The 14,641-nt window shown below is 69.1% G+C and carries 13 protein-coding genes; 3 read left to right on the plus strand and 10 right to left on the minus strand.

The window, feature by feature from the left end; translation table 11 throughout:
• The first annotated feature begins 84 nt into the window (after nt 1-84).
• Both ACCO44_RS11040 and ACCO44_RS11045 read left to right on the plus strand, forming a co-directional pair.
• Entirely contained in the window at nt 85-708 is a 624-nt protein-coding gene (locus ACCO44_RS11040; protein WP_372466569.1) for an ArsR/SmtB family transcription factor, read from the plus strand.
• On the plus strand, nt 705-923 hold the full coding sequence (locus ACCO44_RS11045) for a hypothetical protein (RefSeq protein ID WP_372466570.1): 219 nt from the start codon (nt 705-707) through the stop codon (nt 921-923). Before ACCO44_RS11040 ends, ACCO44_RS11045 begins: the two co-directional genes overlap by 4 nt.
• A gap of 41 nt (nt 924-964) precedes the next feature.
• Here ACCO44_RS11045 and ACCO44_RS11050 read toward each other — a convergent pair whose 3' ends face one another.
• Together ACCO44_RS11050 and valS are read right to left on the minus strand one after the other, a co-directional pair.
• Nucleotides 965-1,180 (minus strand): hypothetical protein, encoded by a 216-nt coding sequence (locus ACCO44_RS11050; RefSeq protein WP_029261637.1) that lies wholly within the window; start codon nt 1,178-1,180, stop codon nt 965-967.
• The gene (gene valS, locus ACCO44_RS11055; protein WP_372466571.1) at nt 1,180-3,795 is read right to left on the minus strand and encodes a valine--tRNA ligase; all 2,616 of its coding nucleotides are present in this window, start codon (nt 3,793-3,795) and stop codon (nt 1,180-1,182) included. The genes ACCO44_RS11050 and valS overlap by 1 nt, the downstream gene beginning before the upstream one ends.
• A gap of 157 nt (nt 3,796-3,952) precedes the next feature.
• Between valS and ACCO44_RS11060 the strand changes: the two genes are divergently transcribed.
• Nucleotides 3,953-5,002: a P1 family peptidase gene (locus ACCO44_RS11060; RefSeq protein ID WP_262001118.1), complete on the plus strand. Its 1,050-nt coding sequence runs from the start codon at nt 3,953-3,955 to the stop codon at nt 5,000-5,002.
• Nucleotides 5,003-5,093: 91 nt separating this feature from the next.
• Here ACCO44_RS11060 and ACCO44_RS11065 read toward each other — a convergent pair whose 3' ends face one another.
• The 8 genes from ACCO44_RS11065 to ACCO44_RS11100 all read right to left on the minus strand — a co-directional run bounded on the left by ACCO44_RS11065 (nt 5,094) and on the right by ACCO44_RS11100 (nt 14,633).
• Nucleotides 5,094-5,906: a serine hydrolase gene (locus ACCO44_RS11065; protein ID WP_372466572.1), complete on the minus strand. Its 813-nt coding sequence runs from the start codon at nt 5,904-5,906 to the stop codon at nt 5,094-5,096.
• Complete coding sequence (locus ACCO44_RS11070) at nt 5,903-6,739, minus strand: serine hydrolase (protein ID WP_105710144.1); 837 nt, start codon at nt 6,737-6,739, stop codon at nt 5,903-5,905. The genes ACCO44_RS11065 and ACCO44_RS11070 overlap by 4 nt, the downstream gene beginning before the upstream one ends.
• Nucleotides 6,736-7,689: an LD-carboxypeptidase gene (locus tag ACCO44_RS11075; RefSeq protein ID WP_372466573.1), complete on the minus strand. Its 954-nt coding sequence runs from the start codon at nt 7,687-7,689 to the stop codon at nt 6,736-6,738. Before ACCO44_RS11075 ends, ACCO44_RS11070 begins: the two co-directional genes overlap by 4 nt.
• Nucleotides 7,686-9,335 carry an ABC transporter ATP-binding protein gene (locus ACCO44_RS11080; protein ID WP_091037104.1) on the minus strand — a complete coding sequence of 550 codons (1,650 nt, stop codon included), beginning with the start codon at nt 9,333-9,335 and terminating at the stop codon, nt 7,686-7,688. Before ACCO44_RS11080 ends, ACCO44_RS11075 begins: the two co-directional genes overlap by 4 nt.
• Nucleotide 9,336: 1 nt before the next feature.
• Nucleotides 9,337-10,251, minus strand: coding sequence for an ABC transporter permease (locus ACCO44_RS11085; protein WP_091037101.1), 915 nt, complete (start codon nt 10,249-10,251; stop codon nt 9,337-9,339).
• Entirely contained in the window at nt 10,248-11,291 is a 1,044-nt protein-coding gene (locus tag ACCO44_RS11090; RefSeq protein ID WP_029261645.1) for an ABC transporter permease, read from the minus strand. Before ACCO44_RS11090 ends, ACCO44_RS11085 begins: the two co-directional genes overlap by 4 nt.
• A 71-nt stretch (nt 11,292-11,362) precedes the next feature.
• Complete coding sequence (locus ACCO44_RS11095) at nt 11,363-13,090, minus strand: ABC transporter substrate-binding protein (protein ID WP_372466574.1); 1,728 nt, start codon at nt 13,088-13,090, stop codon at nt 11,363-11,365.
• A gap of 394 nt (nt 13,091-13,484) precedes the next feature.
• Complete coding sequence (locus ACCO44_RS11100; RefSeq protein WP_372466575.1) at nt 13,485-14,633, minus strand: M20/M25/M40 family metallo-hydrolase; 1,149 nt, start codon at nt 14,631-14,633, stop codon at nt 13,485-13,487.
• Between the last annotated feature and the right edge of the window lie 8 nt (nt 14,634-14,641).

Below are 14,641 nucleotides of genomic sequence, written 5' to 3' on the forward strand. Positions count from 1 at the left end.
AGGTCGTCAGAGCTCAGGAATCGTCAGGAGAGTCTTGCAAAGAAACACTTGCAAAGAAAGCTTTGCAAAGGTATCTTTGCATACATGACGAACGGGACGCAGGTACGGACGCTCGATGCCGGGGCACTCAAGGCGCTGGCGCATCCGCTTCGGGTGAAGATCTTCGACCTCCTCGCGGCTCGCGGTCCGCAGACCGCCAGTTCGCTGGCGGCCCTGGTGGGGGAGACCTCCGGATCCACGAGCTACCACCTTCGCGCACTCGCCGCGCACGACCTCATCCGCGAGGTCGAGGGGCGAGGCACCGCCCGCGAGCGGTGGTGGGAACGGCCGAAGGGACGGATCGACGTTCCCGGTCCCGACGAGATGACCTCGCCCGCCAATCGCGCGGCGGCCCAGATCGTCAACTCGGAGTTCTTCCGTCTTCGTCACGAGACCCTCATGGCCTACGTCAATCGCCCTCAGGCGGACGTGCCGGAGGAGTGGCGCGACACCGGCGTCATCATGACCACGCACCTGGATCTGACGCCGGAGCAGGCGGTGTCGCTCCGCGATGAGCTCGAGGCGATCGTCGAGGGCGCGATCGAGCGCTACCGGGGTCAGACCGGCCCGGACGTGCGGCGGGTGTCGCTGCGGACCGAGCTCTTCGACCTGTCGACACCGTCGACCGCGTCATCCGCACCCGCCACCGACTCGGAGGAGGAAGCATGACCACCGCAACGCTTCACCTGATGGCTCCGACCCACACCGAGGCTCGGCTACTTCGGCTGGCCGAGACTCTCACCGCATGGGTCGCTCGCCGCGTCGCCCGCCGGGTCGAGCGGCACGCGCGCGTTCTCGACAGACTGCGGCAGCAGCAGACACCGACACAGGATCCGCAGTCGTTGACCCGCGCGCTCGCGCAGCTCGACATCCCTCGGTTCTGAAGGAGGCCGAAGTCTCTCCGCGTCTCTCCGCGCGGGCCGGCTCAGTCCGCGAAAGGGCGGGCGACGACCTCGCCGGATGCGGCCTGGAAGACCTCCCAGCCGGCGTCGAGCTCCGCGATGGCGCGTCCCTCGAGCCAGGTGAGGGTCCAGTGGCCGGTGAGGCCCTTCGCCTCCACCGCGGCGATCGCGGGACGCAGCGATGCGGGGACCGAGGCCGGTGCCTCGGATCCGGCCGCCCATCGAGTGCCGAGCTGCATCAGGAACCCTCGACCGGTGCGAGATCGATCGCGGTGACCGCGAACTCCTCGGCCTCGCTGAACTCGAGCTCGGCGATGCGGCCGACGGCGCGGAGGTCATCGGCGGCGGCACGGAGCGCCTCGAGCTTCGCAGCCGGAGCGGCGATCGCGGCGCGCGAGACCGGAGTCTTCTGGGACGCCTTCGCCTCGGTCTTCGCCCGACGGATGCCGATCAGCGCCTCACTCGCGGCAGCGAGCACGGCCGGGTCGCCGTCGATGCCGAGCGGCGTGGGCCACTCCGCCGTGTGCACGGACCCTTCCTCGAACCACGACCACGATTCCTCGGTGGCGAAGGACAGCACCGGCGCCAGCAGGCGGAGGAGCGTCGAGAGGGCCAGGCGCAGCGAGAGCGCTGCGGAAGCCTGACCCACGTCGGCCTGGTTGTAGGCGCGCTCCTTCACGAGCTCGAGGTAGTCGTCGCAGAAGGTCCAGAAGAACGCCTCGGTCAGTTCGAGCGCGCGGGCGGCGTCGTAGCGATCGAACGCCTTGGTCGCCTCGGTCACCACACCGTCGAGGGCGGTCAGCATCGATGCATCCAGGGCATGCGTCACCTGCGCGCCCTCGGGCACGGGGAACGACAGCACGAACTTGGCCGCGTTCAGCACCTTGATGGCGAGGCGACGGCCGATCTTCACCTGCGTCGGGTTCTGCGGGTCGAACGCCGCATCCATGCCGAGTCGGCTCGATGCCGCCCAGTAGCGCACCGCGTCGGAGCCGTGAGCTTCGAGCACATCGGCCGGGGTGACGACGTTGCCCTTGGACTTCGACATCTTCTTGCGGTCGGGGTCGACGATGAAGCCGGAGATCGCGGCGTTACGCCACGGGGTCCGGTCGTCTTCGAGAGTGGAGCGCAGCATGGTCGAGAACAGCCACGTGCGGATGATGTCCTGACCCTGCGGGCGCAGGTCGAACGGCGCGGTGAGGTTCCAGAGTTCCTCGTCGCGCTGCCAGCCACCCGCGAGCTGCGGCGTGAGGGACGACGTCGCCCAGGTGTCGAGGATGTCGGCCTCGGCGTCGAACCCGCCGGCCACGCCGCGCTGGTCCTCGGTGTATCCGGCGGGGACATCGGTCGTCGGGTCGATCGGGAGCGTCGCCGCGTCGGGGGCGAGCACACGGTCGTAGTCGCGCTCGCCGTTCTCGTCGAGCGCGTACCAGAGCGGGATCGGCACTCCGAAGAACCGCTGGCGCGACACCAGCCAGTCGCCGGTGAGGCCGCCGACCCAGTTCTCGTAGCGCACGCGCATGAACTCCGGGTGCCAGGCGAGCTCCTGACCGTGGGCGATGAGCGTGTCGCGCAGTTCGCCGTCGCGGGCGCCGTTGCGGATGTACCACTGGCGGGTCGACACGATCTCGAGCGGACGGTCGCCCTTCTCGAAGAACTTCACCGCGTGGTTGAACGGCTTGCCGACGGCCGTCATGTCGCCGGTCTCCTGCAGCTTCTCGACGATCGCCTTGCGCGCGCTGAACACGGTCTTGCCCGCGAGCTCCTCGGCGTACCAGGAGACCGCCTCCGGGTTCTCGACGGACGAGGGCGCCTCGGGGAGGAAGCGTCCGTCGAGGCCGATCGTGGTCATGTTCGGCAGGGGCTCGTTCTCGGTGGTGCGCAGCTCTCGCCACCACACGATGTCGGTCACGTCGCCGAAGGTGCAGACCATCGCCGCTCCCGTGCCCTTGTCGGGCTGGGCGAGGTGGTGTCCGTGGATCTCGATCTCGGCGCCGAAGAACGGCGTCTTCACCTTCGTCCCGATGAGGTGCTTGTGCGGACCCTCCGGGTGCGTCACGAGGGCGATGCATGCGGGGAGTAGCTCCGGGCGCGTGGTGTCGATCGCGATCGATCCCGAGCCGTCCGCGAAGGGGAATTCGATCGTGTGGTACGCGGCCTGCTGGTCGCGGTCCTCGAGCTCTGCCTGCGCGATGGCGGAGCGGAAGTCGATGTCCCACAGGGTCGGTGCGAGTGCCTGGTAGGCCTCGCCGCGCTCGATGTTGCGCAGGAATGCGAGCTGGCTCTGGCGGATAGTGTCGTCCGAGATCGTGCGGTAGGTCTGGGTCCAGTCCACGCTCAGTCCGAGCTGACGGAACAGCGCCTCGAACTGCTTCTCGTCCTCGATGGTGAGGCGCTCGCAGAGCTCGATGAAGTTGCGGCGGCTGATCGGCTGCTGGTCGGCCGCGCGGCTCGACTTGTTGTCGCCGCCCTCGAACGGGGGCGTGAAGTCGGCGTCGTAGGGGAGCGAGGGATCGCAGCGCACGCCGTAGTAGTTCTGCACGCGGCGCTCCGTGGGAAGGCCGTTGTCGTCCCAGCCCATCGGGTAGAACACGGTCTTGCCGCGCATGCGCTCGTAGCGGGCCTTCACGTCGGTGTGCGTGTACGAGAACACGTGCCCGATGTGCAGGCTTCCGGATGCCGTCGGCGGCGGGGTGTCGATCGAGTACACGCCCTCACGGCCGGCCTGTGCCGCGCGCAGACGGTCGAACAGGTAGGTGCCCTGCTCCGCCCAGGCGGCGTCCCACTTCGCTTCGAGACCTTCGAGTACGGGCTTGTCGGGAATCCCGGTGGGAATCGATTCGGAAGCAGGCATGGGGTCTCCTCGAGCGATGTATGCGGCACTGTGTGAGCGTGCCTGAGTGTGGGGTGTGCGGACCAGTCTACCGAGCGAGCGGAAGGCCGGCTGGACACGGCGGAGTCGCCCGGCGCGGCGCGGATGTCCGCTCCTCCGCCCCTGGAAGGATCGGAGCATGACACCGCTGTCGTCCGCCTCCTCCCGTCCCCGCCTCGCCGACCTCGGCGTCCCGTCGGGGGCGTTCGCGCGCGGTGCGGAGAACGCGATCACCGATGTCGGCGGTGTCCGGGTCGGGCACGCCACGCTGCACGGCGATGGTCTCCACACCGGGGTCACCGCGATCGTGCCCGATGCCCTGACCGGGGAGCGCCGCAGCCTCCCCGCGAACCTCTCGGTCGGCAACGGCTACGGCAAGCTCGTCGGTGCCACGCAGCTCCGCGAGCTCGGCGCACTGGAGACCCCGATCCTCCTCACCTCGACCCTGTCGGTCTTCCGCGTCGCCGACGCGCTGCTCGGACACCTGCTGGCGACCCCGTCCCACGCGCGGACGATGACGCTGAACCCGGTCGTGGGTGAGACGAACGACGGCTTCCTCTCCGACATCCGGCGCCGGGCCGTCGGCGAGGAGCAGGTGGTCCAGGCGTTGGAGGCGGCGGCCGCCGGCCCCGTCGTGGAGGGGTGCGTCGGGGCCGGTGCGGGGACGGTCGCGCTCGGCTACAAGGGCGGCATCGGCACGTCGTCCCGACTCGTCGACGTCGCCGGACGGACGCGCACGGTCGGTGCCCTGGTGCAGACCAACTTCAGTGGGACGTTGCGGATCGCGGGAGTACCGCTTCCCGCGGAGGAGCTGCTGGCCGAGGCCGCAGCTCAACCCGTCGGCAACTCGTGCATGATCGTCGTCGCGACGGATGCGCCCGTCGACGGACGCCAGCTCGGGCGGGTGGCCGGCCGTGCGGTGTTCGCGATGCGGGGCGTCGGCGCCGACTACGCGCAGGGCAGCGGCGACTACGCGATCGCGTTCTCGGTGCACGATCCGGCGCTCGGAGGGCCGGTGGCGGACGACGTGCTGTCGCCGCTGTTCGCCGCCACGATGGATGCCGTGGAGGAGGCCCTGATCAACTCCGTGCTCGCCGCCGAGACGACCGTCGGCCCCGATGGTCGGACCGCGCGTGCGGTGCCCATCGACGAGGTCCGGGCGCGTCTCGCCCGCGCCGGGGCCGTCTGACCCGCGTGCACAACTCAGGAAGAACGCAGCGCCGATTCGCGTCGGGGCGGCGTTTCGCCCCGACCACACGCGGAATTCCTGAGCTCTGAACTCACCCGGCGAGCGCGCTGCGGATGCCCTCGCCGATCGTGCGCATCGCGGTCAGCACCGGTCCGCGCCCGTCCGCGCCGCGGTCCCAGTTCGCCAGCACCGCATAGGCGATCCGGCGATCCGGCGACATCACGATGCCCGTGTCGGCGCGCACCCGGGAGATCGTGCCGGTCTTGTTGAGCAGCCAGATGCCGCGGTCGAAGCCCCAGTGTGCGAGCGGGTCGAGGTCGAAGGCGGACGCGACCATCGACAGGTCCATGCCCGCGCCGAGCCAGCGTCGGAGGGTGTCGGCCGATGCCGGGGTCAGGTCGGTCCCGTCGGCGAGACGCGTCATGAATCGCACCAGTTCGGTGGCGCTCGCATGCGACAGCGTCGTCGGAGCGCCGGGCGGGATCGGCCATCGCACGATGTCGTCCAGCGCGGAGGAGGTGTAGCCGAGGGCGCGCGTGTGCTCCTGGACCACGGGGATCCCGATCACCCGGCCCAGGGTGTTCGTCGCGGCGTTGTCGCTGACCGCGCCGATGAGGGCGGCCACGTCGTAGAGCGACAGCTCCGCCGCTTGCAGCAGGTACCAGAGTCCGGAGTCGTCGATGGACTCCACGGGGCGGCGCGTCACGCGCTCTTCCAGGCTCCGCGTCCCGGCATCGACCTCGGTGAGCAGCCGATGCAGGAGGAAGATCTTGCCGACGCTCGCGGTGTCGAGCGCCGCCTCGGGCTCATGCTGCAGCAGCACCTCGCCGGTGTCGATGTCCTTCACCAGGACGGACCACACCGTGCCGTGATCCGCAGGCAGTTCCGCGCCGATGACGCTCATGCGAGCCCCGTCTCGTCACGCGCGAGCCCGGTGACATGCAGTCGGATCCGTTCTCCGATGTCTCTCATGCCGTCGATGACGGGCGCGCGCAGATCGGTCGGACTCTGCTTCCAGTTCGCGGCCACCGCGTAGGCGACGGTCGCGACGGGGCCGCGGAGCAGGCCGGTGTCGACGCGGGCGAATCCGACGCTGCCGGTCTTGTGCCGCAGGACCATGCCCTGGTACTCGGCGTCCACGTGGGCGAGCGGGTCGAGCAGGAAGGCATCGGCGGTCATGGACGTGTCGGTGTCGGCGGCCAGCCAGTCGAGCACGCGTGCGCTCACCGCGGGGGAGAAGGCCTCACCGGCACCGAGGCGGCGCATCAGGTCGGCCAGTTCCGCCGCGGTGCCGTACGACGGTGTCCAGGGCAGGTCGGGCGTGCGCTCGTTGCGGATGTAGTCGTGCAGCGAGGTCTGCGTGTATCCGAGGGCCGGCGCGACGGCGCGCACGGACTCGAGGCCGCACAGGTGGATGAGGGCGTTCGTGGCGAGGTTGTCGCTCACCGCGCCGACGAGGAGGGCGGCGTCGTGCACGCCGATACCCTGATTGCGCATCCGGTAGAGCAGACCGGAGTCCTCCACACGGTGCCCCTCCGGGATGGCGACCGGCTGATCCGGATCGAGCGTGCCGTCTTCGAGCCGGCGCGCGACTTCGAGCAGGAGGAAGATCTTGCCGATGCTGGCGGTCTCGCACTGCACGTGTGGGTCGTGCTCGGCGAGGGTGGCGCCGCTGTCGGCGTCGATCATCCGCACCGACCAGGTGATGCGGGGGTCGAGCGTCGGCACGGCGATCATCCGGGCACTCCCACCGTGAGTCGCGGCTCATCCGTCATCGCATCGAGGACGCCGTCGACGCCGAGGGGGATCGTCAGGGCGTGCGGGTCGTGCCCGAAGCCCTGCTCCCACAGCACGGGCACACCGGCGTCCTGGAACTCGTCGCGCATGAGGGCGTGCACGAGCTCGAGGTCGCCGCATTCGTGCCAGGAGCCCAGCACGATCCCGGTCGCCTGCGCGAGTCGCCCCGCCCTCCGCAGCTGCGTCACGAAGCTGTCCAGCCGGTACGGCTCCTCGGTGATGTCCTCGAGGAAGAGGACGCCGGGAGCGGGCACGGCAGCCTCGGGGGCGCCGAGCCCGGCGGCGAGCAAGCTGAGATTGCCGCCGGTGAAACGCCCGATCGCACGCCCCGGTGTCATCACCTCGGTCTTCGGGCCGATCAGCTCGCGTCCGCGCCAGGGCTCGAACAACCACCGCTGCACGTCGGCGCGCACCTGTTCCGAGTCGCGGAAGACGTTGTTGCCCGCCATCGGGCAGAACAGCGTCGCCAGGTCCAGGTGCGCGCGCATGGTCTCGTGCAGCGCGGTGATGTCGGAGGAGCCGGTGAGGAGCTTCGGACGACCGTCGCGCCGCAGCGCTCCGCGACGCATCTCCGCCCAGTCGATGCCGTCGAGCAGTCGCAGTGCCCCGTACCCGCCCCGGGCGGCCACGACGGCGTCCACGTCCGGGTCCATCCACGCATCGACGAGATCCGAGCGGCGCACATCGTCGGGACCGGCGAGGTACGACGCGCGCGGGTGCGGGGTGAGCACGTGGTCGCCCACCCGCACCCGCAGACCCCATGACTCGTAGTAGTCGACCGCGCGCTGAGTGTTCTCCTCGTTCCCCGGCCCGGACGGCGAGACGATCGCCACGGTGTCTCCGGGCTGCAGCGGGGCGGAGTCGAGGTAAGGAGAGGTCGTGCGGGTCATGCCGGCTGCTCCTCGATGCGCGGTGCTGCGGAGAGCAGATGCCGGGTGTACTCGTGCTGTGGATTCAACAGGACCTCCTCGGTCGTGCCCCGTTCGACGATCTCCCCGCGGTACATCACGGCGACGCTGTGGGCGATGTTCCAGGCGAGGCCCAAATCGTGCGTGATGACGAGCGCGGAGAGTCCGAGCCGCCGGCGCAGGTCGAGCAGCAGGCCGAGGATCTCTCCCCGCACCGAGGCGTCGAGCGAAGCGACGGGTTCGTCGGCGATGAGCATCTGCGGCTGCACGGCGAGGGCACCGGCGATGACCACGCGCTGGCGCTGCCCGCCGCTGAGCTCCTGTGGGATGGCACTGAAGAACCTCTCCGGCGGCGTCATCTCGGCATCCGTGAGGCTCTGGGCCACGCGCTCGCGTTCGTCGCCTGTGAAGTGCTGCACCCGCAGACCTTCGGCGACCGACTCGTACACGCTGTGCTTCGGGTTCAGCGCGGCCCAGGGATCCTGGAGCACGAGCTGCACCTGAGAGCGGAAGTGCGCGAGGTCGCGGCCCTTCGTGGGCATCTCCGCGCCGTCGAAGAGGATCCGTGAGCCGGGGTCGGCGGGCTGCAGGCCCATGAGCGCCCTGGCGAGTGTCGACTTCCCCGAACCGGATTGTCCGACGAGCGCGACGATCTCGCCTCGACGCACGGTGAGGTCGACGTCGCGCACGGCGTGCACCGGTCGACTACCCGAGCGATAGGTGACGTTGACCCCGCGGGCCTCCAGCAGCACCTCGTCGCCATGGGCGATGTCCGGCACCTCGTCGGCGCCCTGCCCGTGCCGGGTCACCGGCGCCAGGCGGGAGGCCGGATCGCCGATGGTGGGGAAGGCGTCGGCCAGCTGCCGGGTGTAGTCCTGCGTCGGACGCGTGCAGACGGCGTAGCTCTCACCGACCTCGACGAGTTCGCCGTCGCGCATGATGGCGATGCGCTGGCACGCCGTCGCGAGGACCGACAGGTCGTGGCTGATCATCAGCATCGAGATGCCGCGCTCGGAGACGAGCCGCGAGATCATGTCGAGGATCTGCTTCTGCACGATGACATCGAGAGCGGTCGTCGGCTCGTCGGCGATGATGACCTCGGGGTCGCACGCCAGGGCCATCGCGATCATCACCCGCTGCTTCTGGCCGCCGGAGAGCTCGTGCGGGTACGACTCGGACTTCTGCTGCGGGAGGTCGACGACATCCAGCAGCTCCGCCATACGCTGCTTGCGGCCCTTCTCGCTCTTCCAGCGATCCGACGCGTGCAGCTCCAGGGCCTCGAGCAGCTGCCAGCCCACGGTCCGTACCGGGTTCAGCGAGTGCATCGCCCCCTGGAACACGATGGAGGTCTGCGCCCAGCGCACCGCGCGGAGCTGGCCGAAGGAGAGCTCCGCGACGTCCTGGTCGCCCAGGAGCACGCGGCCGCTCAGGCGTGCGTTGTGGGGCAGCAGGCGCAGCACGCTCATCGCCAGGGTCGATTTACCGGACCCCGACTCCCCGGCGATGCCGAGCGTCTGGCCCGCCGGCAGCGTCAGTGAGACGTTGCGGACGGCGGCGACCTCGTCCCGCCCGGCGCGCCCGGCGGTGCGGTAGGTGATCGAGACGTCGTCGAAGATCAGATCGGGCATGTCATCGGCTCCTCAGCGTCGGGTTCGTGATGTTCTCGACGGCGCGGCCCATCAGGGTGAACGACAGCACCACCAGGACGATCGCGATACCGGGCACGAGCACGTACCACCAGTAGCCGCTGGTCGCCGCGGACACGTCCATCGCGTTCTTCAGGATCGAGCCCCAGGACTGCAGCGTGGTGTCGCCGAGCCCGAGGAACGCCAGCGTGGACTCGGAGATGATCGCCGAACCCACCGTGAGCGTGGTGTTGGCGAGCACCAGAGGCAGCACGCCGGGGAGGAGGTGCTTGATGATGATGTGCCAGTGGCCGGCGCCGAGGGCCCGCGAGCGCTCGATGTAGTCGCGCGATTCGATCGACAGGGTCTGCGCCCGCACCACGCGCGCCGTCCCCGCCCAGGAGGTGAGCCCGATCGCGATGATGATCGTCCAGACACCGCGGCTGAGCACCGAGGAGAGCACGATGGCGAGGATGAGCGAGGGCAGTACGAGGAAGAAGTCGATGATGCGCATCATCAGGCCGCCGAAGAAGCCGGTGAAGTGACCGGCGGAGAGCCCGACCAGTGTGCCGATGACCATCGACATGGCGGTGGCCGCGAGTCCGACCAGAAGGGAGACGCGCGCCCCCCATACCATGCGGACCCAGATCTCGCGGCCCTGTTGATCGGTGCCGAGCGGGTGCTGCCACGAGGGCGGCGCGAACCGCTCCGGGTCGACGAGCTTGGTGACGTCGAGCATGCTCGACGGTGCGATCACCGGTGCCAGGATCGCCACCGCCGCGACGATGACCAGGAAGATCAGACCGACCATGCCCGCGCGGTGGTGCGTGAACTGGCGGCAGAAGTCGGCGAACGCCGCCCCACGGCGGTGCCAGGCGAGCGCGCGGGGCGAGCGGATGGAAGTGGATGCCGTGCTCATGCGCGCCTCACCCTCGGGTCGAGCTGACGGTAGATGAGGTCCGCGATGAGGTTCATCACGATGATGATCGTGGAGAACACCACGAAGGTGCCCTGCAGGAGGGGCAGGTCGGGACCGGAGATGGCCTCGAAGGTGAGCTTGCCCAGTCCGGGCCACGAGAACACGGTCTCCACCGTCACCGCCCCGGCGATCAGCCCGCCGATGTGCATGAAGACGAGGGTGACGGTCGGGAGCAGGGCGTTGGGGACGGCGTGGCGTCGGCGCACGAGGTCCTCCCGCAGTCCCTTCGCGCGCGCGGTCGTGAGATAGTCGGCGCCCATCTCCTCCAGGAGCGAGCTGCGCATCACCATCAGGTACTGCGCATAGACGACGGCGACCATCGTGATCACGGGCAGGACCATGTGCGAGATCACGTCGAGGACGGCGCCGACGGGATCGGTGGGCGGGTTGGGGGAGACCATCCCGCCGGTGGGGAACCAGTGCAGCGTGCCGCCGAAGATCATCAGCAGCAGCAGGGCGAGCCAGAACGTCGGGACCGACCAGAACACCAGCGAGGTGCCCGAGACGATGCGGTCGAAGGTGGAGCCGTGCTTCCACGCGGCCTTCTGCCCGAGCCACAGGCCGAGGGCGATGGCGATGATCGCCGCGGTGCCGGTGAGGAGGATCGTGTTCCAGAAGTACATGCCGATGAGTTCGGAGACCGACGTGCGGTACACGTAGCTCGTGCCGAAGTTCAGCGTGAAGACGTTGCCGAGGTAGTCGATGAACTGCTGCCACAGGGGCTTGTTCAGGCCGAGCTGCTCGCGCAGCTGCGCCACCTGTTCGGCGCTCATGCCGCGCTCGCGCGCGATCGATGCGACCGGGTCTCCGGGCAGGATCTTGAAGGCGAAGAATCCGAGGAGGATGACCATCGCCATGCTGATGGCCGCGCCGCCCAGCTTGACCAGGAAGTAGCGGAGGCCGCCGAGACCTCTCGGCTGCTCCTCGGCTGCGGCGCTGGTGGCGATGGCGGATGTGGATGGGGGAACCGCGTTCGACATGAAGTCTCCTTACAGCGGACCGGGAGACGCCGCGGGGGCGGATGCCCGCCGCCCACGGCGTCTCGCTGGAGTCATTCGACGTCGGCGATGTTGCGACGACGGATCAGGAAGAAGACCAGTCCTCCGATGAGGACCACTCCCACCACGATGCCTCCGATGATGAGTCCGGTGTTCGTGCCGGTGCCGCTGGCGGTCGCGCCCTCGACGGGCTCCACCGTGAGGTAGCCCCAGTAGCCGGCCTGGTTCGCGATGATGCCACCGTCCTTGGGCTGCAGGGTGAAGCCGGTGAACCGGTCGGAGCGGTAGGCCTCGAGCGAGTTGGCGTACCAGGTGGCGACCTGCGCCGTGTCGGTGTAGTTCAGCGCCAGCATGTCGTGCACGATCTCCTGGCGCTTCTCCTCGTCGATCTCCGAGCGCTGCTGGGCGTACAACTCGTCGAACTCGGGGTTGCAGTAGCCGTCCTGCGTGGTGCCGCCGGTGCCGTCTGTCGCCGTGGGCAGGTTCATGCAGGTGTTGATGCCGAGCTGGTAGTCGGGGTCGGGGTTGACGGACCATCCGCTGAAGTACAGGTCGTAGTCGCCGGACGTGGCCTTCGCGCTGATGGTGTCCGAGTCGGTCGACTCGACCGCGATCTCGATCCCGATGTCCTTCATCCACGGGACGAAGAACTCGGCGATGGACTGCTCGTTCGAGTCGTCGGCGTCCGTCAGCAGGCGCAGGCTCAGACGCTGTCCGTCCTTCTCCCTGATGCCGTCGGCAGCGGGCACCCAGCCCGCGTCGTCGAGCTTCGCCTTCGCGGCGTCGGGGTCGAACCCGACGATCACCTCATCATCGTCCGAGAGGTGCCACTTCGGGAAGGACGCGGGGATGAAGCTGGTGGCCTGCACGCCCTCGCCGGAGAGCACCTTGTCGAGCAGCGTCTCCGTGTCGGTGCCGAGGCGGATCGCCTGTCGGACCTCGAGGTCCTTCAGCGCCGCGTTACCGGTGCCGTAGGGCACGTTCTCGCGGGTCTGCTGGCCCAGGTTGATGCTGATCGAGTGATAGCGGCGGCCGATCCCGGAATGGGTCGTGATGCCCTCGACGCCGTCGAGCGCCTCGAACTGCGTCGGGGTGAGGCCCGAGACGAGGTCGACGTCGCCGGCCTTCAGCGCCTGCACCTGGGCGTCCGAGTTGGTGTAGTACACGTACTGGATCGCGTCGATCTTGGGGGCACCACGCCAGAAGTTCTTGTTCGCCTTGAGCACGATCGACTGGTTGGCCGAGTAGCTGTCCAGGACGAAGGGGCCGGAGCCGACCACCTCGGAGTCGTTCGCGAACGTGGTCGGGTCGTCGACCGCCTCCCAGATGTGCTGCGGGACGATCGGGATCTCGGAGCCGGGGTTGGGTGCCTGCGGCGTCTTGAGCGAGATCACCACGGTCTTGTCGTCGGGGGTCTCGACCGAGTCGAAGTTGGAGACGAGGTTGCCGTTCGCGGTCCCGAGGGCCGGCACGGTCATCATCTGGTCGTAGGTGTACTTCACATCGGCCGAGGTGATCGGCTCGCCGTCCGACCAGGTGAGATCGTCCTGCAGGGTGAAGGTCCAGGTCTGGCCGCCGTCGCTGGCCTCCCAGGAGTCGGCGAGGCCCTTGGTGGGGGAACCGTCCTCGGCGTCGTTCTGCACGAGGGACTCGTACACGTAGCGGATGATGTTCGTCGGCGTCAGGTAGATCGAGATGAACGGGTTGAACGTGTCGACGAAGCCGGACGTCGCGATGCGCAACGTGGTCTCGGAGGCGGGGGATTCGGTGGCGGCACTCACGGACTGCGCCTGAGCGGCACCGGCGGGAGCAGCGATGAGGAGCGCGGAGGCGATCGCAGCGGCGGTCAGACTTCGTGCTGTTCTGGAGCGGGGGGCAAGACGCATAGAAGAAGTCCCTTCGGGCACCGCCCGGATCCACGATGAAGCCGGGTCGGTGGAGACCATGCAAGCGGAAGTCTGCCTCCGGGTCAAGGGATTCGTTGCGTATCGTCGAAGATTTTTCGTAAGTCGGCATCTGGGCGCAGGTTGCTTTCCGGGTGTAACAGCCCGGAAACATGCGGATGCAAGGATGCGCCCCACGCGAAGGGAGTTCGAAGATGCGGTATTTCCGTCCCGAGATCCGGAACGTATCCCTCGGATCAGCGTGATCAGGGCGCAAACGGGAATCGTATCCTCACTCCGCGGGCAGGGTGAGCACGGCACGCAGGAGTGCGATGCGCTCGCCGAGGGAGGAGCGCAGGAAGTGCTCGTCCTCCGCATGCGCGCCGCCTCCGCGGGGTCCGAATCCGTCGACCGTCGGCAGCCCGAGGGCGCCCAGCAGATTGGTGTCGCCCGCGCCGGCCGCCGGACGCGCCTCGATGCGCTGTCCGATGCCGGCGGCGGACCGTTCGATGGCCGCCACCAGCGCGGCGTCCTGCGCGGAGGCGAGCCAGGCAGGGCGGGCGCTCAAGGTCTCGACGACGATCTCCGCACCGGCGCGGACGGGCCGCAGTGCGGCGAGTGCCCGCATCACCCGCTCCTCGGTGACCGGATCGGTGAAGCGGAGACCGATCTCCGCCTCTGCCCGTGCGGGGATCACGTTGGCGCGGGCGCCACCGGAGATCGTCCCCACATTGCAGAGCACGGGTCCCGGCAAGGCGGGATCCGCGACGATCTCTCGCACCCGCATCAACTGATCGACGAGCTCGTCCACGGCGGAGATGCCGTGCTCGGGGTCGAGGGCGGCGTGTGCGGCGCGCCCGGTGACCGCGATCCTGACCCGTGCGCTCCCGCGCCTGCCGACCTTGAGGGCGCCGTCCGGATGTGGCGACTCGAATCCGATGGCCGCGACAGCTCCGCGTGCGCGTTCGGCGAGCAGGGGACCCGACTCGGGCGAGCCGACCTCCTCGTCGGCGACCAGGACGATGCGCACGGCTCTGCGGCGTTCGCGCGGGAGCGGCTGAAGTCGCCGCAGGGCTTCGAGCATGACCACGATCCCGGCCTTCATGTCGTAGGCGCCGGGCCCGCGCACCACGTCCCCCTGCTGAGACCAGGGCAGCGCGCCGTCGAGGGTGCCCTCCGGCCACACGGTGTCGGTGTGACCGATCAGGAGGTACGGATCGCCGGCTCCGGCGACGTCGATGACGAGATCCGTTCCCGCGGCGGTCGGCTCCTGGCGGACCTCCCCGCCGACGCCCTCGAACCATCCGGTGAGGAGATCGGCGATGCTGCGGCTCGCCACGGCATCGCGGGTGGGCGACTCGCGGGTCACAAGTTCGCGCACGAGTGCGATGATGTCGTCTGAAGGGTGGTCCGCTCCGGGAGCTGCCGGGAAAGTGGTCACAGTTACGA

It is taken from the genome of Microbacterium maritypicum, from assembly GCF_041529975.1.
Classification (GTDB): domain Bacteria; phylum Actinomycetota; class Actinomycetes; order Actinomycetales; family Microbacteriaceae; genus Microbacterium.